Source organism: Blastococcus jejuensis (genome assembly GCF_039534705.1).
Classification (GTDB): domain Bacteria; phylum Actinomycetota; class Actinomycetes; order Mycobacteriales; family Geodermatophilaceae; genus Blastococcus_B; species Blastococcus_B jejuensis.
Genome location: NZ_BAAAVV010000014.1, coordinates 20,643 through 37,275 on the forward strand (window position 1 = coordinate 20,643; position 16,633 = coordinate 37,275).

Sequence of the window (16,633 nt, forward strand, 5' to 3'; positions counted from 1 at the left end):
TCAGGCGTCCCGCACGAGGCCGCGGATCTGCCCGGCCATCTCCGGGGTGACGTCGACGCCGTGGGCCTCTTTCGCGTGTGGCCCCGCCTGCGCCATGACGTCGTCCACCGTCTCCCCGTGGACGACGGCGTCGCAGTCGAATCCGGCGTCGCGGCACTTCAGTTCCTTCATGGTCTCCTCCAGGCTCACCGAGCAGCAGGACGTCCTGCGCGGTGCACAGCCTGGCGCGCGGTTCCGGAAATGACCAGGCGGTGGTGAACGGGACCGCGAATGGGACATCCGCACCATGTGCGGGCGACGTCCCTGCGGCGAGCATCGGCGGGACCGAACGCCCGAGCACCCGCGAGGACATCCCATGACGACCGTCGACGCTCACCCCGCCCCCACGCCGGTCACGGCCGTGCCCCCGCCGTTCTCCCGCGCGCTGCGCATCGTCGCCGGCCTGGCACTGATCGCCGCGGGCTTGCTCAACGGGCTGCCGCAGGCGGTGATCGCGGCGGTCACCGGGGACATCGGCTTCGACGAGCAGATCGCGTGGGGAGCCGAGCACGCCACCGCGCACACCCTCGAGCAGACGGCGCTCGTGCTGAGCTCGCTGGTGATGCCGATCGGCCTGCTCGGCCTCGCCCACGTCTGCCGGTTCCGTGCCCCGGTGCTGACCGCCGTGGCCACGCCGCTGGTCCTCTGGGGCATGTGGGGCTTCGCGAACGTCCTGGCGATGGGGTACGTCTCGGGCACCGTCGCGCCCTCGGTGCTGTCCGTGGACGACGCCGTCGCGCTCAACGACGGGCTCGTCGACCACCCCGGTGTCGTGGCCACGGCGCTGGTGCCGCACCTGATCGGCAGCTTCCTCGGGCTGGTCCTGCTGGGCGTCGCCGCCTGGCGCGCCCGCGCCGTCCCGCGCACCGCCGTCGTCCTGATGATCGCGTTCCTCGTCTGGGACTTCCTGCTGCCGTCGCTGGGCCCGGTCGACCCCCACGTGCTGCTCGTCGTCGCCTGGGTCTGGATGGGGGTGCACCTGCTCCGGATGCCCGACGCCGCCTGGCGCGGCGCGCCGGCCGCAGCGGCCTGACGAGCGAAGACCTGGTCAGGCCGCCGGACGACCGCATACTCCCCAACCATGCAGCCGAGCACCGTGCAGCCGAGCAGCGGGCGCACGACCGCGGTGGTGGCGACGGCCGCCGCCGCGGTCGCTCTGGCCGCGGCCGCGGCCGCTGCCTGGCTCGCACTCTCCGGCGGCGGGCAGCCCTTCCCGGTCAAGCCGGTCCTGCTCACCGCCGTGTGGGTGGTCCCCGGGGTGCTCCTGGTCCGGGCTCGCCCGGCCCTGGTGCTCGGATGGCTGGTGCTGGGGGAGGCCCTGCTGTTCGCGGCCGCCGCCGTGAGCGAGCAGTGGGTCCGCCAGGCGGTCGACGGCGGGGCCGACGTCGCCTGGGCCGCGTGGGTGACCGACCGCTTCTCCGCCTTCCTCGCCGTGGGCGTGTGGCTGGTGCTCGTGCTGCTCCCCGACGGGCGGCTGCCGTCCCGCCGGTGGCGGCCGCTCGTCGGCGCGATCCTCGCCGTGCAGTGCCTGGCGCTCGCCGCGTTCGCCGCGGTGCGCGGGCCCGCGACGGGGCCGGACACGGCGCTGCCGGAGGCGGCCCGCGGGGTGGCCAATCCCGTGGGGGTGCTCCCCCCGGAGGTGGGGTCGTGGCTGGCGGGCCTGGACACCGTGCTGCTGCAGGTGCCGCTGGTGCTCTGCCTGGCCGCCTACGTCGTGCGCCTGCGCCGGGCCGGCCCCGACGAGCGCGTCCGGGTCGTGGGCGTGCTCCTGGCCGCGTCGACCTTCGTGCTGCTGGTGGTCGTCGGTCACGCCTGGCTGCCCCAGGTCAGCGACGTCCTCGACGTGCTGGCGGGGGCACTGCTCGCCGCCGAGCTGACCGCCACGGTGCTCGGCCGGCGCCCGCAGGTCGTGGCGATGCTGGTCCGGCAGGCCTTCGTCGGGACCGTCCTGACCGCAGCGGTCGGCGGGCTCGCCGTGCTCGTCGCAGGTCTCCTCGGGTTGCTCGGGCAGGACCTGCCGGTCTTCGGGGTCGCCGTCGTCGCCGGCGGTGCCGCCCTGGCCGTGCACCCGCTGCGGAACGCGCTCGCGCGGCTGGTGGACCGGCTGCTGTTCGGCGATCTGCGCGACCCGTACCTGGCCCTGCAGCGGCTGGCGGAGCGGACGCACCGGGCACCGACCGCCGACGCCGTCCTCGAGGGGCTGGCCGGGGCGGTCGCGGCCTCGCTGCGCGTGCCCTGGGCGTGCGCCCGCGCCGGCGGCCACACCGGCGAGTGGGGTGCCCGCCCGCCGGCCGGCGACGAGGTCGCCGCGGACCTGGTGTCGGGGACGACGACGGTCGGCACGCTCGCCGTCGCGCCCGGTCCCGGTCGGCGGCTGCACGCCGACGAGCACCGGCTGCTGGCCGACCTCGGCCGCCACGGGGGCGTCGCGGTGCAGGCGGTGCTGCTCACCGACGCGCTGCGGTCCGGCCGTGCCCGGCTGGTGCTCGCGCGCGAGGAGGAACGCCGGCGGCTGCGCCGCGACCTGCACGACGACGTCGGCCCGACCCTCGCGGGGATGACGATGCAGCTGGGCACCGTGCGGTCGCTGCTGCACACCGATCCGGCCGCCGCCGCCGACCGGCTCGCCCGGCTGCAGGACGCCGCCCGGGACGCGCTGGACACCGTCCGGCGCGTCGCCCACGGCCTGCGCCCCCCGGCGCTCGACGAGCTCGGCCTGACCGGGGCGCTGCGGCAGCTCGCCGACTCGCTGGGCCTGCGTGCCCGGTTCCCCGACGCCGAGACCGGCCGGCTGCCGGCCGCCGTCGAGGTCGCCGCCTACCGGATCGGTGCCGAGGCCCTGCACAACGTGGCCCGCCACGCCGGCACCGACGAGGTCGAGGTGTCGGTCCGCACCCTCGACGGGGACCTCGTCCTCCGGATCCGCGACGCCGGCACCGGCACGGCCCCCGGCCGCCCGGCCGGGGTGGGCACGGTGGCGATGAAGGAGCGCGTCGACGAGCTCGGCGGCACCCTCGCCGTCGACTCCGTGCCGGGCGGCGGGACGACGGTGGAGGCGCGGCTGCCGGCGCAGGTCGGCGAGACCGAGGTGCTCGCGTGAGCGCGCCGGTCACCGTGCTGCTCGCCGACGACCACCCGATGTTCCGGGAGGGCGTCCGGTTCACGCTGAGCCGGGAACCGGACCTCGAGGTCGTGGGGGAGGCGGCCACCGGCACCGAGGCGCTGCGGCTGGCCGAGGAGCTCGACCCGGACGTCGTCGTCATGGACCTGGCCATGCCGGACATGGGCGGCCTGGTCGCCACCCGCCGGCTGACCGAGCGCGGCGCCCGCGCGCGGGTCCTGGTCCTGACGATGAGCGAGGACGACGAGAGCGTCTTCGCGGCGCTGCGCGCGGGGGCCGGGGGCTACCTGGTGAAGGGCGCCGACCCCGACCAGGTCGTCAGCGCCGTGCGCGCCGTGGCGCGGGGCCACGCCGTCTTCGGGCCGCACCTGGCCGCCCGCATGCTCACGTTCTTCACCGCGCCGGCGCCCGGGCCGGGCCTGCCCGACGGGCTCTCCGCCCGCGAGCGGGAGGTGCTGACCCTGCTCGCCCAGGGGCTGTCCAACGCCGAGATCGGCCGGGCGCTGTTCATCTCGCCGATCACCGTCCGCAACCACGTGAGCAGCATCTTCGCGAAGCTGCAGGTGACCAACCGCCGGCAGGCGATGCTGCGGGTCCGGCAGAACGGTGCGGGCTGACCGGCCGCGTCACGCCCGGGCGCGGCGCAGCCGGCCGGCCCGGTACAGCACGCCCACCGCGAACACCGCGGTCCCGGCGGCGACCGCCGGCCACGGCAGGGTCGCCACCAGCACCAGGCAGCCGACAGCTCCGACCACCTGCAGCGCCCGTGGCCAGCGCCGGTGATCGGCCGGCTGGGTGTACGCGGCCACGTTGGCGACGAGGTAGTACAGCAGCACCCCGAAGGACGAGAACCCGATCGCACCGCGCAGGTCGACGGTGAGCACCAGCCCGCAGACCAGGGCGGCCAGGACGAGCTCGGCCCGGTGCGGCACGCGGTACCGCGGGTGGACGGCGGCCAGCCACCGGGGGAGGTCGGCCTCGCGGGCCATCGCCAGGGTGGTCCGGCCGATGCCGGCGACGAGCGCGAGCAGCGCACCGAGGGCGGCCGCCGCGGCGCCGACGCGCACGACCGGCTCGGCCCAGTGCCAGCTGCCCGCGGCGACGGCGTCGGCCAGCGGGGCCCGGGAGCGGCCGATCCCCTCGGCGCCCAGGGTCAGCAGCAGGGTGACCGCCACGAGGGCGTACACCGCCACGGCCAGCCCGAGTGCCAGCGGGATGGCGCGCGGGATGGTCCGAGCCGGGTCGCGCACCTCCTCGCCCATCGTCGCGATCCGGGCGTAGCCGGCGAACGCGAAGAACAGCAGGCCGGCCGACTGCAGCACCCCGTACCAGCCCTCCCCGCCGGTACCGGCGGTCAGGAGCCCGGCGTCCGGGGCGCCGCCGACGAGGCTCGCGGCCACGGCGACGGCGAGGCACACGAGGACGACCGTCACGATCGCCCGCGTCGCGCCGGCCGTGCGGGTGACCCCGCGGTAGTTGACGGCGGTCAGCGCGAGCACCGCGGCGACGGCGACCGGCCGCTGCCAGTCCGGCGGCACGGTGTAGGCCGCGAAGGTCAGCGCCATCGCCGCACAGCTGGCGGTCTTGCCGATGACGAAGCCCCAGCCGGCGAGGAACCCCCACCACGGTCCGAGCCGCTCCCGGCCGTAGACGTAGGTACCGCCCGACGCCGGGTACTGGGCGGCCAGCTGGGCCGACGCGGTGGCGTTGCAGTAGGCGACGACGGCGGCCACGGCCAGTCCGACGAGCAGGGCGGCCCCGGCCGCGCGGGCCGCCGGGGCGAAGGCGGCGAAGAGGCCGGCACCGATCATCGAGCCCAGCCCGATCACGACGGCGTCGCCGGTGCCCAGTCGACGGGCCAGTTCCGGGCCTGTGCTCACCGGCGAACCGTACGAGACCGCAGGTTCCCGGGGCGCACGCGGTCGCTGTGCGAAGGTGACCGGCGTGCCTGCCGCCGTCCCCGTGCTCCCGGTGTGACCGGTGCCGGAGTGACCGCGCTGGGCGTCGGCGCGGCGGCGGTGCTCGGGGTGCTCGTCGGCGCCCTGGTCGCCCGCCTCGCGGCCCGCTTCCCGTGGCCCCCGCGGCGATCACGGCGTGCGGGAGGCGACACAGCGGCGGCGGACGGCGAGTCGCGTCCCGGACCCCGTGATCGCGGGGGAGCGGGCCGGGCCGGATCCGTCGCCGTGCTCACCGGCGTCCTGTTCGCGCTGACCGCCTGGCGGATCGGCCTGTCCTGGGAGCTGCCGGCCTTCCTGTTCCTGGCCGGTGCCGCGGTGCTGCTGACCGTGGTCGACGTGCAGCACCGGGTGCTGCCCAACCGCGTCGTCCTGCCCTCGATCGCCGTCGGCGCGGTGTTGCTGACGGTCGCCGCGGCCGGTACGGGGGAGTGGTCGGCGCTGTTGCGCGCCGGCGTGGCGGCCGGCGTCCTGTTCGTCGTCTTCCTGTTCCTGGCCCTGATCTCGCCGCGCAGCCTGGGCATGGGCGACGTCAAGCTCGCCGCGCTGCTCGGTCTGTACCTGGGCTGGGTGGGCTGGGGCGCCGTCGTGCTCGGGGCCGCCGCGGGCTTCATCGTGCAGGCGCTGCTGGCGTTGGCCCTCCTCGCCGGACGGCGGATCGGCCTGCGGGCGGAGCTGCCCTTCGGCCCGGCGATGCTGATCGGGGCCGCGGTCGCGATCGGCTGGCCGGACCTGCTCCTGCGCTGAGGGTCATTTCTGCTCACTGTGAGTGAGCAGAGGCCCGGATCGTCACCCTTTTGGCGTGCCGGCGTCCGCCGAACGGGTGGAGATCGCTCAAGTCGCCGCGTGGCGGTCCCGATCTGGCTCCCACAGCCGCGAGGCCGGATCACCCGATCCCGGACCGGACCGGCGACACCCCCCAGGGAGCACCAGTGATCAACCTCTACGCCTCGCTCGTCAGCCTCGTGGCCGTCGCTCAGGACCGCATCAAGCGCGAGGAGAAGGGCGCCACCGCCGTCGAGTACGGCCTCATGGTGGGCCTGATCGCCGTCGCGATCATCGCGACCGTCGTGCTGCTCGGCGACAAGCTCGACGCCCTGTTCGCGACCATCACCGCCGCCCTCCCGTAAGGAACGGCGACTCAGGTCCACCCAGTCGCGGCTGTCCGGCGCAGCGACCCCCGACCCGGGGGTCGCTGCGCCGCTGCACACCAGGACGAGCCGCGCGACAGATCCCCACGACACGAGCCGGACGACAGGAAGGCGGTGAGAAGCATGAGGAAGCGACTGCGGGACGAGCGCGGCGCCACGGCAGTGGAGTTCGCGATGATCCTGCCGCTGCTGCTGGTCCTCGTGCTCGGCATCGCCGAGTTCGGCCGGGCCTTCCAGGTCTCCGGCACCCTGTCGGCGGCCGCCCGCGAGGGCGTGCGCGTCATGGCGCTGCAGAACGACCCGGCCGCCGCCCGCGCCGCCGTCCGCAACGCCGCCACGTCGCTGGACCCCGGCGTGACCGACGCGCAGATCACCATCACGCCGGCGTCCTGCCCGGAGACCAACGGCGGCAGCACCGCCGTCCGGCTGACCATCGACTACCCGATGCCGTTCATCACCGACTTCTTCGGCGCGAGCGTCGACCTGACCGGGACGGGGGTCATGCGATGCAACGGCTGACCTCCCGGCTGACCTCCCGCGCCCGGCGCCGGCTCACCGGCGAGCGCGGGGCGACCTCCGTGGTGTTCGCGCTGCTGCTGGTGCCGATCCTCGGCTTCGCCGCGATCGCCGTCGACGTCGGCTCGCTCTACGCCGAGCGGGCCCGCCTGCAGGTCGCGGCCGACGCCGCGGCGATCGCCGTCGCCCAGGACTGCGCCCGCGGCAACTGCGGGGACATGCTGGCCACGGCGACCGGGATGGTCCGCGCCAACGACGGCGAGGCCACCACCCTGCAGCCGGTGCTGAGCAGCTCCCCGCTCAGCGTGACGGTCACCGGGAACACCCCCCAGGAGCACTGGTTCGCCCCGGTCATCGGGCACGACTCGACCACGGTCTCCGCGACGGCGACCGTCGGGTGGGGCGGGCCCAGCGAGGGCACGGCGGTGCTGCCGCTGACCTTCTCCTGGTGCTCGTTCGCGGCCCAGACCGGCGGCGGCATCCCGTCGACGACGACGGTGCAGACCATCTACCTCACCAAGTCGGCCGGCGATGCCAGCTGCGCCGGGCCCTCGGGGAACGTCGTCCCGGGTGGCTTCGGCTACCTGGTCGCCGACGCCGGCACCTGCAAGGCCACCAGCGCCATCGACCGCCGCATGGACTCCTCGACCGGCAACACGCCGCCCTCGTCGTGCAGCCCGGGCAACTTCGACGCGTGGCTCGGCAAGACCGTGCTGCTGCCGCTGTTCGACGAGTTCGGCGAGTCCGGCAGCAACGCCTGGTACCGGGTCTACGGCTACGCCGCCTTCAAGCTGACCGGCTACTTCTTCGGCGGCCAGTACAGCAGCAGCCCGAAGCCGTGCAACGGCAGCGACCGCTGCGTCACCGGCTACTTCACCCGCTTCGTCGAGCTGTCCGACGCCTGGAACTACAGCCCGGACGCCCCGCAGCTGGGGTCCTCGATCCTCCGACTGATCCGATAGGGGCGACGAAGAAGTGAAGCGTCGATTCCTCGCCGCGCTCGCGGCGATCATCCTGCTCGTCGCCGGCACGGCGGTCCTGGTGGCCTATGTGCGCGGCGCCGACAGTCGCGCGCTGGCCGGTGTGCGCACCGTCCAGGTGCTCGTCGCCGACGAGCTGATCCCCGAGGGGACGCCGGCGGCCGAGCTCACCACCCTGGTGCGCACCGAGCTGGTGCCCGCCAAGGCCGCTCTCGACGGCCGGGTCACCGACCTGGACGCGCTGGACGGGCAGGTCGCGACCGTCGACCTGCTCCCCGGCGAGCAGCTGCTGGCCGGCCGGTTCGCCCAGCCCGACGACCTGCAGGCCGCCGGCACCGTCGCGGTGCCCGCGGGCCTCGAGGAGATCAGCGTGCTGCTCGAGCCGCAGCGCGCGGTCGGCGGTCGGCTCGCGGCCGGCGACGAGGTCGCGGTCTTCGTGTCCCTGGTGTTCCAGGACGGCACCTCCACCACCCACGCTCTCCTGCACCACGTGCTCGTCACGCAGGTGCAGGGCGCGCCCACCCCGGTGCAGCCGGCCGAGGGCGACACCTCGACGGCGTCGTCGGGCAGCCCCCTGCCGGCGAGCAGCCTGCTGGTCACGCTGGCGCTGACCGCGCAGCAGGCCGAGCCGGTCGTGTTCGGCGCTGAGCACGGCACCCTCTGGCTCTCCCTCGAGCCCGAGGACGCCGACACCGACGGGACCGATGTCATCACCCAGGGCAACGTCTACGGAAAGAGCTACTCATGAGCCGCGTGGTTCTGGCCGGCGCCGACGAGGACCTGATCCTCCGGGTCAAGCAGGCCGCCGACGGCGACGTCACCGTCCTGCCCCCGGGCCGGCTCCCCGGCGACCCGGCGCGGCTGTTCGAGCAGTTGCACGACGGCGAGCTGCCCGACGTGCTCGTCATCGGGCCCAGCGCCTCGCCGGACGCCGTCCTCACCCTCGCCGCGCGGCTGGACATCCAGACGCCGGGCATCAGCGTCGTCCTCATCACCGAGGCGTCGCAGCAGATGTGGCAGGCGGCGATGCGCTCGGGCATCCGCGACCTGTTGCCGCCCTCGGCGAACGTGCCCGAGATCCGCGACGCGGTCGACCGCGCCTCGCAGGCCGCCACCGGACGGCGGCGGGTGCTGCGGCCGGTCACCGAGACCGAGCGCTACACCGGGCGGGTCATCACCATCGCCTCGCCCAAGGGTGGCGTCGGCAAGACCACGGTGTCGACCAACCTCGCGATCGGCCTGACCGCAGCCGCGCCGCAGTCGACCGTCCTGGTCGACCTCGACGTCCAGTTCGGCGACTGCGCCTCGGCGCTGGGCCTGGTGCCCGAGTACACGCTGCCCGACGCCGTCCGCGGCCCGGCCAGCGAGGACACGATGGTCCTCAAGACCTTCCTCACCCAGCACCCCAGCGGCCTGTACGCCGTCTGCGGCGCCGAGTCCCCGGCCGCCGGCGACACCGTCCGGGGCGAGGACGTCACGCGGCTGCTCGCCTCGCTCGCCCGCGAGTTCCGCTACGTGGTCGTGGACACCGCGCCCGGGCTGTCGGAGCAGACGCTGGCCGCCCTCGACCGGGCCACCGACGTCGTGATGCTCAGCAGCATGGACGTGCCCGGCGTGCGCGGGCTGCGCAAGGAGCTCGACGTCCTGCGGGAGCTGTGCATGATCCCGGCCGGCCGGCACGTGGTCATGAACTTCGCCGACCCCAAGGGCGGGCTGTCGGTGCGCGACGTCGAGACGACGATCGGCACCGGCGTCGACGTCGTCCTCCCGCGGTCCTCCGGCGTGCCGGCGTCGACCAACCAGGGCGTGCCGCTGCTGCAGAGCGGCAGCAAGCGCGACCCCATGGTCAAGGAGCTGCGGCGGCTGGTGTCGCGGTTCGCGGCCACCCCGCTGATGCAGCCGGGCCGGTACCGGGCCAAGCACCGGGCGGCGTCCTGATGAACCTCGCCGACCGCCTGGCCGCAGCCCAGGGCCTGCCCGTTCCGGAGTCCTCGACGCAGGCGTCCGCCGTCCCGGTGCCGCGCCCGGCCGTGGCCGTCGCGGCGGCTCCGCCGACCGACGCCCTCGCCCGCCTGAAGGACCGGGTGGGCAAGGCGCTGTTCGAGCGCATGGGCAGCCGGATGAACGACCCGTCACTGAGTGCGGAGCAGCTGCGCACCATCGTGCTGGGCGAGCTCGACGAGGTGGTCGAGGAGGAGAACGTCCCGCTCAGCGCCGAGGAGCGGGCCCGCCTCACCGCCGAACTCGCCGACGACGTGCTCGGCTACGGCCCGCTGCAGCGCCTGCTCGACGACGTGTCGGTGAGCGAGATCATGGTCAACGGGCCGGAGAACATCTACGTCGAGCAGCACGGCAAGCTGACGCGCACCGGCGTCTGCTTCACCTCCGAGGAGCACCTGCGCCGGGTCATCGACCGGATCGTGTCCCGGGTGGGACGGCGGATCGACGAGTCCTCCCCGCTGGTCGACGCGCGCCTGGCCGACGGCTCCCGCGTCAACGCGATCATCCCGCCGCTGGCCTTCAGCGGGTCGACGCTGACCATCCGCAAGTTCTCCAAGGACCCGTTCACCGTCGACGACCTGATCGGCTTCGGCACCCTCTCCCCGGAGATGGCCGAGCTGCTCAACGCCTGCGTCGAGGCGCGGCTCAACGTGATCGTCTCCGGCGGTACCGGCACCGGGAAGACGACGCTGCTCAACGTGCTGTCCTCGTTCATCCCCGAGGGCGAGCGGATCGTCACCATCGAGGACGCCGTCGAGCTGCAACTTCAGCAGGACCACGTCGTCCGGCTGGAGTCCCGGCCGCCCAACATCGAGGGCAAGGGCGCGATCACCATCCGCGACCTGGTGCGGAACTCGCTGCGCATGCGGCCCGACCGCATCGTGGTCGGGGAGTGCCGTGGCGGCGAGTCGCTGGACATGCTGCAGGCGATGAACACCGGCCACGACGGCTCGCTGTCGACGGTGCACGCCAACTCGCCGCGCGACGCGATCGCCCGCCTCGAGACGCTGGTGCTCATGGCCGGCATGGACCTGCCGCTGCGGGCCATCCGCGAGCAGATTGCCTCCGCCGTCGACGTCGTCGTCCAGCTCACCCGCCTGCGCGACGGCACCCGCCGGGTCACCCACGTCACCGAGGTGCAGGGCATGGAGGGCGAGACGGTCACCCTCCAGGACGCCTTCCTCTTCGACTACTCCGCGGGCGTCGACACGTCCGGGAAGTTCCTCGGCAAGCCCGTGCCGACCGGCGTCCGGCCGCGGTTCACCGAGAAGTTCGAGGAGATGGGCATCCGCCTCTCGCCGCGCGTCTTCGGCGCCCCCGAGCCCGCCGGCCTGCGGAGCTGGGGCTGATGTCGGACCTCCTGCTCCCGGTCGGCGTCGCGGCGGTCGCGGCCGCGCTGCTCGTGCTCGCCCTCGTCGTCCTGCCCGCGGGGCCGGCGCGGGTGCCGCTGTCGCGGCTGGACCCCACCGTCGCGCCGCCGTCGTCGGCGCTGGCCGGTGCCGGTGCCGTCGCCGGGGCCGCGGTCGAGAAGGTGCTGGTCAAGCGCGGCCGGCTGGCCGGCGGCGAGGCCGCGCTCGAGCGTGCCGGCATGTCCATGACGCTGCCGGACTTCGTGCTGACCGTGGCGCTGAGCACGATCGCCGGTTCTGCCGCGGGCTACCTGCTCGGCGGCGTGGTGCTGGCGCTGGTCGTCCTGGCCCTCGTGCCGCTGGGCGCGAAGCTGCTGCTGTCGTTCAAGGCGGGTCGCCGCCAGGCGGCCTTCGCCGACCAGCTCGACGACTCCCTGCAGCTCATGGCCAGCAGCCTCCGCGCGGGCCACAGCCTGCTGCGGGCGGTGGACGCCGTCTCCCAGGAGGCTGCGGCGCCCACCTCGGAGGAGTTCGCGCGGATCGTCAACGAGACCCGCGTGGGCCGCGACCTCAACGACGCCCTCGACGAGGTCGCCGCGCGCATGGGCAGCGACGACTTCACCTGGGTCGCGCAGGCGATCGCCATCCACCGCGAGGTGGGCGGCAACCTGGCCGAGGTGCTCGACGCGGTGGGCAACACCATCCGGGAGCGCAACGCGATCCGTCGCCAGGTCAAGGCGCTGTCGGCCGAGGGGAAGCTCTCGGCGATCGTGCTGATGGCGCTGCCGTTCGGCATCCTCGGCTTCATCTCGATGACCAACCCCGGCTACCTGGCGAAGTTCACGCAGAGCGCCGTCGGCTACGGGATGCTCGCCGCGTCCGCGGCCATGATCGTCATCGGTGGCCTCTGGCTCAAGAAGACGGTGGCGATCAAGTTCTGATGACGACTCTCCCGCTCCCCGTGCTCGCGGCCGCCGTGGCGGTCGTGGGCGCCGTCGTGCTGATCGGCTGGGCCCTGCTCGCCCACCCGGCCAGCGTCGCCGACCGGGCCCGCGACAACCTGCTGCGGGGCATCGACCTGCACGACGCCGGGGTCCCCGGCCGCACCGGGCCGGGCCTGGGCAGCCGCCTGGTCGGCGGGCTGACGCCCAGCGGCACGGTGGCGCGGCTGAACCGGCTGGCGACCACGGCCGGCCGGCCGGTCGACTGGCCGGTGCCCAAGCTCGTCGCCGCGAAGCTGGTCCTGGCGGTGATCGCCGGGGGGCTCGGGCTGCTGGTCGTCAGCGCGCAGCCGACCGGCCTGCTGATCGCGGTGGCCGTCGCCATGACCGTGGTCGCCTACTTCGTGCCGGAACTGCTGCTCTACAGCCGCGGGCAGGAGCGGCAGCAGGCCATCGGCCTGGAACTGGCCGACACGCTCGACCAGATGACGATCGCGGTGGAGGCCGGGCTCGGCTTCGAGTCGGCCATGGCCCGCGCCGGGAAGAACGGCAAGGGCCCGCTGGCCGAGGAGCTGGTGCGGACGCTGCAGGACATCGCCGTCGGCCAGCCCCGCCGCGAGGCCTACCTGGCGCTGGCCGACCGGACCGGCGTGACCGATCTGCGCCGCTTCATCCGCGCCGTCGTCCAGGCCGACGCCTACGGCGTCTCGATCGCCGACGTGCTGCGCACCCAGGCCCAGGAGATGCGGCTCAAGCGGCGTCAGCGGGCCGAGGAGAAGGCGATGCAGATCCCGGTGAAGGTGATCTTCCCGCTGATCCTGTGCATCCTGCCGACGCTGTTCATCGTGCTGCTCGGCCCCGCGGCGATGGACATCATGGACGCGTTCAGCGGTCAGTGACCCCCGGGCCGCCCGCAGCCAGATCTGCACACTGGCCCACTTCAGCGCTCTGAACCGGGCCAGTGTGCAGATCTCGCCCGGAGCTGTGGACGACGGCAGCGCGTTCCGGGCTCTTTCGGCGACCCTTCCGCAGTGCCGAACCGACGTCGTCCGTCCCGTCTGACCGGGCCCGCCACCAGGGCCATGGCGTTCGAGGCGGGCATCTCGCCCAAGCAACTGCGCAGTCCGGACGTCGTCCGCAGCTCGCGGGACACCTACCTGCCGCGCGCGCTCGCGGCAGACCTCCGGGTCCGGATCGCGGCGGTCCTGCTGAACGCCCCGCAGCGCGCGGTCATCAGCCACCGCACCGCCGGCGCGCTCTGGGACCTCGAGATCCCGATGCAGCGGCCCGACGATCGCGTCCACCTGACCGTGTCCACCGGCTCGGCCGTGCGTGGGCGAGCGGACCGGTGCGCCCACCGCGTCCCGTTCTCCGACGAGGACGTCGTCCGGCTCGACGGCTTCCCGGTGACGACGCCCGCGCGCACCTGGAGGGACCTCGCCATGGAGCTGCAGCCGCCGGCGCTCCTCGCCGTCACCGATCAGCTGCTCCTGCGCCGGTGCACGAGGGACGACCTGCTGGCGGAGCTCGTCCGCCGGCCCACCGGTCGGGGCGCGGCCCGGGCGAGGGCCGTGCTGCCCGTCGCCGACCCGCGGGCCGAATCGCCGATGGAGTCGGTGCTCCGCTGGCTGCTGCACGAGGCCCGGCTCCCCACGCCCGACCTGCAGCACGTGATCACGTCGCCGGGCGGTCGCTTTCTCGGCAAGGCCGACCTCGCGTGGGTCGAGGAGAAGGTGCTGGTCGAGTTCGACGGCGACCTCCACCGCGACCGCGAGGTCTTCGTCCGCGACCTCCGGCGGCAGAACCGGCTGGTCGGCGAGGGGTGGGTCATCCTGCGTTTCTCGTCGGCCGACGTCCTCGGGCGGCCCGAGGAGGTGGTCGCGGAGATCCGCCGCGCCCTGCGCCGGGCGAGATCTGCACACTCGCCCGCTTCAGCGCTCTGAACCGGGCCAGTGTGCAGATCTCGCCGAGGGACCCGCCAAATGGTGTGAGCTGCCCACCGGTGGGTAGGCGGGCCGCATGCCGTCGATGAAGGAGCCCAGCCCCGAGGCGCACGACAACGTGACCGAGGAGAACGTCGAGACCCGGGCGCAGCTCCTGCCCGAGGAGGATGCGGCCGGCGGCAGCGACGACCCCGAGCTGCAGGCCGAGATGATCCTGGCCGAGTCGGAGGAGCGCACCCTGCACCCCGATTCCGACGACGCGTCGGGCGGGCACCGGCAGTCCGAGGACACGGTCTGACGTGCGCCACGAACACGCGGTCCAGCTGCGCTGGTCGGACCCCGACTCCTACGGCCACGTCAACCACGCCCGCGCCCTGAGCCTGCTCGAGGACGCCCGGCTGTCGCTGGCCGGCACCGCGCCCGGCGTCGTCCCCGGCCGTCAGCCGGACATCATCCTGGCCCGGCTCGAGGTCGACTACCTCCGGCAGCTGTACTACCGGCCCGGCGAGATGCTGACCGTGCACAGCTGGGTGGCGCGGATCGGGACGAAGTCGGTCACCGTGCGCCAGGAGCTGGTGCAGGACGGCCAGGTCGCGATCCGCGCCGACGGGATCTGCGTCATGTTCGACATCACGACCGACACCAGCCGCGCGCTCACCGACGACGAGCGCGCGTTCTGGGCCCGGTACCTGGAGGACTAGGAGCGGATCTCCAGCGTGCAGCACTTCACGCTGCCGCCGGCCTTGAGCAGCTCGGAGAGGTCGACGCCGACCGGGTTCCAGCCGCGCGCCCGCAGCTGCTCGGCGAGGTCGGTCGCGGCCGCCGGGAGGACGACGTTGCGCCCGTCGGAGACCGCGTTGAGCCCCAGGACGACGGCGTCGGCCTCGCTGGCCAGGATCGCGTCGGGGAACAGCCGCTGCAGCACCGCCCGGCTGCCCGGGCTGAACGCCTCCGGGTAGTAGGCGACGTCGGAGTCGCCGAGCACGGCCAGCGCCGTGTCGAGGTGGTAGAAGCGCGGGTCGACCAGCTGCAGCGAGATCACCGGGATGCCGAAGAGTTCCTGCACCTCGGTGTGCGCGCCGGGGTCGGTGCGGAAGCCGGTACCGGCCAGCACCAGGTCGCCGACGACGAGGAAGTCGCCCTCGCCCTCGTTGACGTGCACCGGCTCGGTGACCGCCTTCAGGTCCAGGGTGCCCAGCCGGCGCAGGTAGGCCGGGCCCTCGGCGCGCCGCTCGGCGTGGGTGAACCGCGCGCCCAGCGCCTGCCCCTCGACCACCAGGCCGCCGTTGGCGGCGAACACCATGTCCGGGAGGCCCGGCTCGGCGTCGATCAGCTCCACCTCGTGGCCGAGGGCGAGGTAGGTCTGGCGCAGCGTCTCCCACTGGCGGACGGCGAGGTCGCGGTCGGTGCCCGAGGTGACGTCCATCCACGGGTTGATCGCGTACTCCACGGCGAAGTGCTCCGGGCGGCACATGAGGTAGCGGCGCGGGGTCGCGACGCGCTCGGCGTGCTCGGCGGCGCGCGGGCGGGGGAGGACAGCGGTCACCAGGGGACTCCTCGGCGGGGAAGGGCCGGCGCCTCTGCCGGCGGCCCCCGAACGCTAGGTGGGGTGATCGTGCAAGGCAACGCCGTTCCGTTGCGTGTTTGCGCCCCGTATGTTGCGTGAGAGCCGCCTCAGCGGCGATCTGTTGCGTACGGAGGCATCATGGACCCGCTCGACGGCAAGGTGATCGGCTGCCTGCTGCACAACGCCCGGGCGACGTTCGCCGAGATCGGGGCCGAGGTGGGGCTCTCGGCTCCGGCGGTGAAGCGGCGGGTCGACCGGCTGGTGGCCTCCGGCGCGATCCGCGGCTTCACCGCGCTCATCGATCCCGACGTGCTGGGCTGGCAGACCGAGGCCTACGTCGAGCTCTACTGCAAGGGCACCGTGGCGCCCGAGGAGTTGCGGCGCAGCCTCGAACGGGTGCCGGAGGTGGTCGGCGCGGCCACCGTCTCGGGGACGGCGGACGCGCTGGTGCACATGCTGGCCTCCGACGTGAAGCAACTGGAGCGGGCCCTCGAGCGCATCCGCGACGAGCCCAACGTCGACCACACCCGCAGCGTCATCGTGCTGTCCCGGCTGATCGACCGCCCGCGCACCTGACCGGCGTCGATGTGATCATCTCGCCGTCCTGGGGTAGGGGCGGGTCCAGGTCTCGAGAGGGAGAGGTCATGCCCAAGACGACGAAGTCCGGCACGCCCAAGCAGGACGAGCTGCCCAGCACGCTGCAGCGCTCGGCGAAGAAGGCGCAGCGCACCTTCGCCAAGGCCTACGACGCCGCCGCCGACCAGTACGGCAGTGCCAAGCGCGCCAACCAGGTGGCCTGGGCCGCGGTGAAGCACGCCTACGAGAAGGTCGGCGACCACTGGGAGAAGAAGGACTCGATGGGCCCCAGCGACACGCGGGCCGCACAGGGGCGCAACAGCAAGGCCAAGCCCAAGGGCGGCGTGGACGCCAACGCGACCAAGGGCCACCTGCTCAAGGTCGCCAAGCGGCTGGACATCACCGGGCGCAGCACGATGAAGAAGAAGCAGCTCGTCGACGCGATCCAGCGGGCGAACAACACCAAGACGGCGAACGCCCGCAAGAAGTGAGGG

The 16,633-nt window shown here is 73.9% G+C and carries 20 protein-coding genes; 17 read left to right on the plus strand and 3 right to left on the minus strand.

All coding sequences use genetic code 11. The features are described 5' to 3' along the window. Positions 1 to 171, minus strand: coding sequence for a DUF1059 domain-containing protein (locus ABD644_RS19810; protein ID WP_344690778.1), 171 nt, complete (start codon positions 169 to 171; stop codon positions 1 to 3). A 184-nt stretch (positions 172 to 355) separates the two neighbouring features. Between ABD644_RS19810 and ABD644_RS19815 the strand changes: the two genes are divergently transcribed. Genes ABD644_RS19815 through ABD644_RS19825 form a run of 3 tightly spaced genes read left to right on the plus strand, consistent with a single transcriptional unit; the run spans position 356 to position 3,777 of the window. Next, positions 356 to 1,072, plus strand: a complete 717-nt coding sequence (locus tag ABD644_RS19815) for a hypothetical protein (protein WP_344690779.1) — start codon at positions 356 to 358, stop codon at positions 1,070 to 1,072. A gap of 48 nt (positions 1,073 to 1,120) precedes the next feature. Then, the gene (locus ABD644_RS19820; protein ID WP_344690780.1) at positions 1,121 to 3,139 is read left to right on the plus strand and encodes a sensor histidine kinase; all 2,019 of its coding nucleotides are present in this window, start codon (positions 1,121 to 1,123) and stop codon (positions 3,137 to 3,139) included. After that, a complete protein-coding gene (locus ABD644_RS19825; protein WP_344690781.1) occupies positions 3,136 to 3,777 on the plus strand; it encodes a response regulator in 642 nt (213 codons plus the stop codon). The genes ABD644_RS19820 and ABD644_RS19825 overlap by 4 nt, the downstream gene beginning before the upstream one ends. A gap of 9 nt (positions 3,778 to 3,786) precedes the next feature. On the opposite strand, the gene ABD644_RS19830 is transcribed toward ABD644_RS19825, so the two are convergent. After that, positions 3,787 to 5,040, minus strand: coding sequence for an APC family permease (locus tag ABD644_RS19830; RefSeq protein WP_344690782.1), 1,254 nt, complete (start codon positions 5,038 to 5,040; stop codon positions 3,787 to 3,789). A 93-nt stretch (positions 5,041 to 5,133) separates the two neighbouring features. Between ABD644_RS19830 and ABD644_RS19835 the strand changes: the two genes are divergently transcribed. The 12 genes from ABD644_RS19835 to ABD644_RS19890 all read left to right on the plus strand — a co-directional run bounded on the left by ABD644_RS19835 (position 5,134) and on the right by ABD644_RS19890 (position 14,697). Next, positions 5,134 to 5,862 carry a prepilin peptidase gene (locus ABD644_RS19835; RefSeq protein ID WP_344690783.1) on the plus strand — a complete coding sequence of 243 codons (729 nt, stop codon included), beginning with the start codon at positions 5,134 to 5,136 and terminating at the stop codon, positions 5,860 to 5,862. 185 nt (positions 5,863 to 6,047) lie between these two features. Next, on the plus strand, positions 6,048 to 6,245 hold the full coding sequence (locus tag ABD644_RS19840; RefSeq protein ID WP_344690784.1) for a Flp family type IVb pilin: 198 nt from the start codon (positions 6,048 to 6,050) through the stop codon (positions 6,243 to 6,245). Positions 6,246 to 6,389: 144 nt separating this feature from the next. Next, positions 6,390 to 6,785, plus strand: a complete 396-nt coding sequence (locus ABD644_RS19845; RefSeq protein ID WP_344690785.1) for a TadE/TadG family type IV pilus assembly protein — start codon at positions 6,390 to 6,392, stop codon at positions 6,783 to 6,785. Further along, on the plus strand, positions 6,773 to 7,744 hold the full coding sequence (locus ABD644_RS19850) for a pilus assembly protein TadG-related protein (RefSeq protein ID WP_344690786.1): 972 nt from the start codon (positions 6,773 to 6,775) through the stop codon (positions 7,742 to 7,744). Before ABD644_RS19845 ends, ABD644_RS19850 begins: the two co-directional genes overlap by 13 nt. A 13-nt stretch (positions 7,745 to 7,757) precedes the next feature. Further along, entirely contained in the window at positions 7,758 to 8,510 is a 753-nt protein-coding gene (cpaB, locus tag ABD644_RS19855) for a Flp pilus assembly protein CpaB (protein ID WP_344690787.1), read from the plus strand. Next, complete coding sequence (locus ABD644_RS19860) at positions 8,507 to 9,700, plus strand: CpaE/TadZ family protein (protein WP_344690788.1); 1,194 nt, start codon at positions 8,507 to 8,509, stop codon at positions 9,698 to 9,700. Before cpaB ends, ABD644_RS19860 begins: the two co-directional genes overlap by 4 nt. After that, positions 9,700 to 11,112: a TadA family conjugal transfer-associated ATPase gene (locus ABD644_RS19865; RefSeq protein WP_344690789.1), complete on the plus strand. Its 1,413-nt coding sequence runs from the start codon at positions 9,700 to 9,702 to the stop codon at positions 11,110 to 11,112. Before ABD644_RS19860 ends, ABD644_RS19865 begins: the two co-directional genes overlap by 1 nt. Then, positions 11,112 to 12,053, plus strand: coding sequence for a type II secretion system F family protein (locus ABD644_RS19870; protein ID WP_344690790.1), 942 nt, complete (start codon positions 11,112 to 11,114; stop codon positions 12,051 to 12,053). The genes ABD644_RS19865 and ABD644_RS19870 overlap by 1 nt, the downstream gene beginning before the upstream one ends. After that, complete coding sequence (locus ABD644_RS19875; RefSeq protein ID WP_344690792.1) at positions 12,053 to 12,952, plus strand: type II secretion system F family protein; 900 nt, start codon at positions 12,053 to 12,055, stop codon at positions 12,950 to 12,952. Before ABD644_RS19870 ends, ABD644_RS19875 begins: the two co-directional genes overlap by 1 nt. A 183-nt stretch (positions 12,953 to 13,135) precedes the next feature. Continuing rightward, entirely contained in the window at positions 13,136 to 13,996 is an 861-nt protein-coding gene (locus ABD644_RS19880) for a DUF559 domain-containing protein (RefSeq protein WP_344690793.1), read from the plus strand. A 76-nt stretch (positions 13,997 to 14,072) separates the two neighbouring features. After that, complete coding sequence (locus ABD644_RS19885; RefSeq protein ID WP_344690794.1) at positions 14,073 to 14,294, plus strand: hypothetical protein; 222 nt, start codon at positions 14,073 to 14,075, stop codon at positions 14,292 to 14,294. A gap of 1 nt (position 14,295) precedes the next feature. Then, positions 14,296 to 14,697: an acyl-CoA thioesterase gene (locus ABD644_RS19890; protein WP_344690795.1), complete on the plus strand. Its 402-nt coding sequence runs from the start codon at positions 14,296 to 14,298 to the stop codon at positions 14,695 to 14,697. Here the strand turns inward: ABD644_RS19890 and ddaH are convergent. Next, on the minus strand, positions 14,694 to 15,542 hold the full coding sequence (gene ddaH / locus ABD644_RS19895; protein ID WP_344690796.1) for a dimethylargininase: 849 nt from the start codon (positions 15,540 to 15,542) through the stop codon (positions 14,694 to 14,696). The two genes, ABD644_RS19890 and ddaH, sit on opposite strands and share 4 nt — an antisense overlap. Before the next feature lie 159 nt (positions 15,543 to 15,701). Between ddaH and ABD644_RS19900 the strand changes: the two genes are divergently transcribed. Together ABD644_RS19900 and ABD644_RS19905 are read left to right on the plus strand one after the other, a co-directional pair. After that, positions 15,702 to 16,139, plus strand: coding sequence for an Lrp/AsnC family transcriptional regulator (locus ABD644_RS19900; protein ID WP_344690797.1), 438 nt, complete (start codon positions 15,702 to 15,704; stop codon positions 16,137 to 16,139). A 68-nt stretch (positions 16,140 to 16,207) separates the two neighbouring features. Continuing rightward, a complete protein-coding gene (locus ABD644_RS19905) occupies positions 16,208 to 16,630 on the plus strand; it encodes a ChaB family protein (RefSeq protein ID WP_344690798.1) in 423 nt (140 codons plus the stop codon). Positions 16,631 to 16,633 lie beyond the last annotated feature (3 nt).

Coding starts and splice junctions, on each gene's coding strand:
- ABD644_RS19815 (WP_344690779.1), top strand. CDS start 356: ATGACGACCGTCGACGCTCACCCCGCCCCCACGCCGGTCACGGCCGTG.
- ABD644_RS19905 (WP_344690798.1), top strand. CDS start 16,208: ATGCCCAAGACGACGAAGTCCGGCACGCCCAAGCAGGACGAGCTGCCC.
- ABD644_RS19870 (WP_344690790.1), top strand. CDS start 11,112: ATGTCGGACCTCCTGCTCCCGGTCGGCGTCGCGGCGGTCGCGGCCGCG.
- ABD644_RS19850 (WP_344690786.1), top strand. CDS start 6,773: ATGCAACGGCTGACCTCCCGGCTGACCTCCCGCGCCCGGCGCCGGCTC.
- ABD644_RS19820 (WP_344690780.1), top strand. CDS start 1,121: ATGCAGCCGAGCACCGTGCAGCCGAGCAGCGGGCGCACGACCGCGGTG.
- ABD644_RS19845 (WP_344690785.1), top strand. CDS start 6,390: ATGAGGAAGCGACTGCGGGACGAGCGCGGCGCCACGGCAGTGGAGTTC.
- ABD644_RS19865 (WP_344690789.1), top strand. CDS start 9,700: ATGAACCTCGCCGACCGCCTGGCCGCAGCCCAGGGCCTGCCCGTTCCG.
- ABD644_RS19860 (WP_344690788.1), top strand. CDS start 8,507: ATGAGCCGCGTGGTTCTGGCCGGCGCCGACGAGGACCTGATCCTCCGG.
- ABD644_RS19885 (WP_344690794.1), top strand. CDS start 14,073: ATGCCGTCGATGAAGGAGCCCAGCCCCGAGGCGCACGACAACGTGACC.
- ABD644_RS19880 (WP_344690793.1), top strand. CDS start 13,136: ATGGCGTTCGAGGCGGGCATCTCGCCCAAGCAACTGCGCAGTCCGGAC.
- ABD644_RS19900 (WP_344690797.1), top strand. CDS start 15,702: ATGGACCCGCTCGACGGCAAGGTGATCGGCTGCCTGCTGCACAACGCC.
- ABD644_RS19810 (WP_344690778.1), bottom strand. CDS start 171: ATGAAGGAACTGAAGTGCCGCGACGCCGGATTCGACTGCGACGCCGTC.
- ABD644_RS19875 (WP_344690792.1), top strand. CDS start 12,053: ATGACGACTCTCCCGCTCCCCGTGCTCGCGGCCGCCGTGGCGGTCGTG.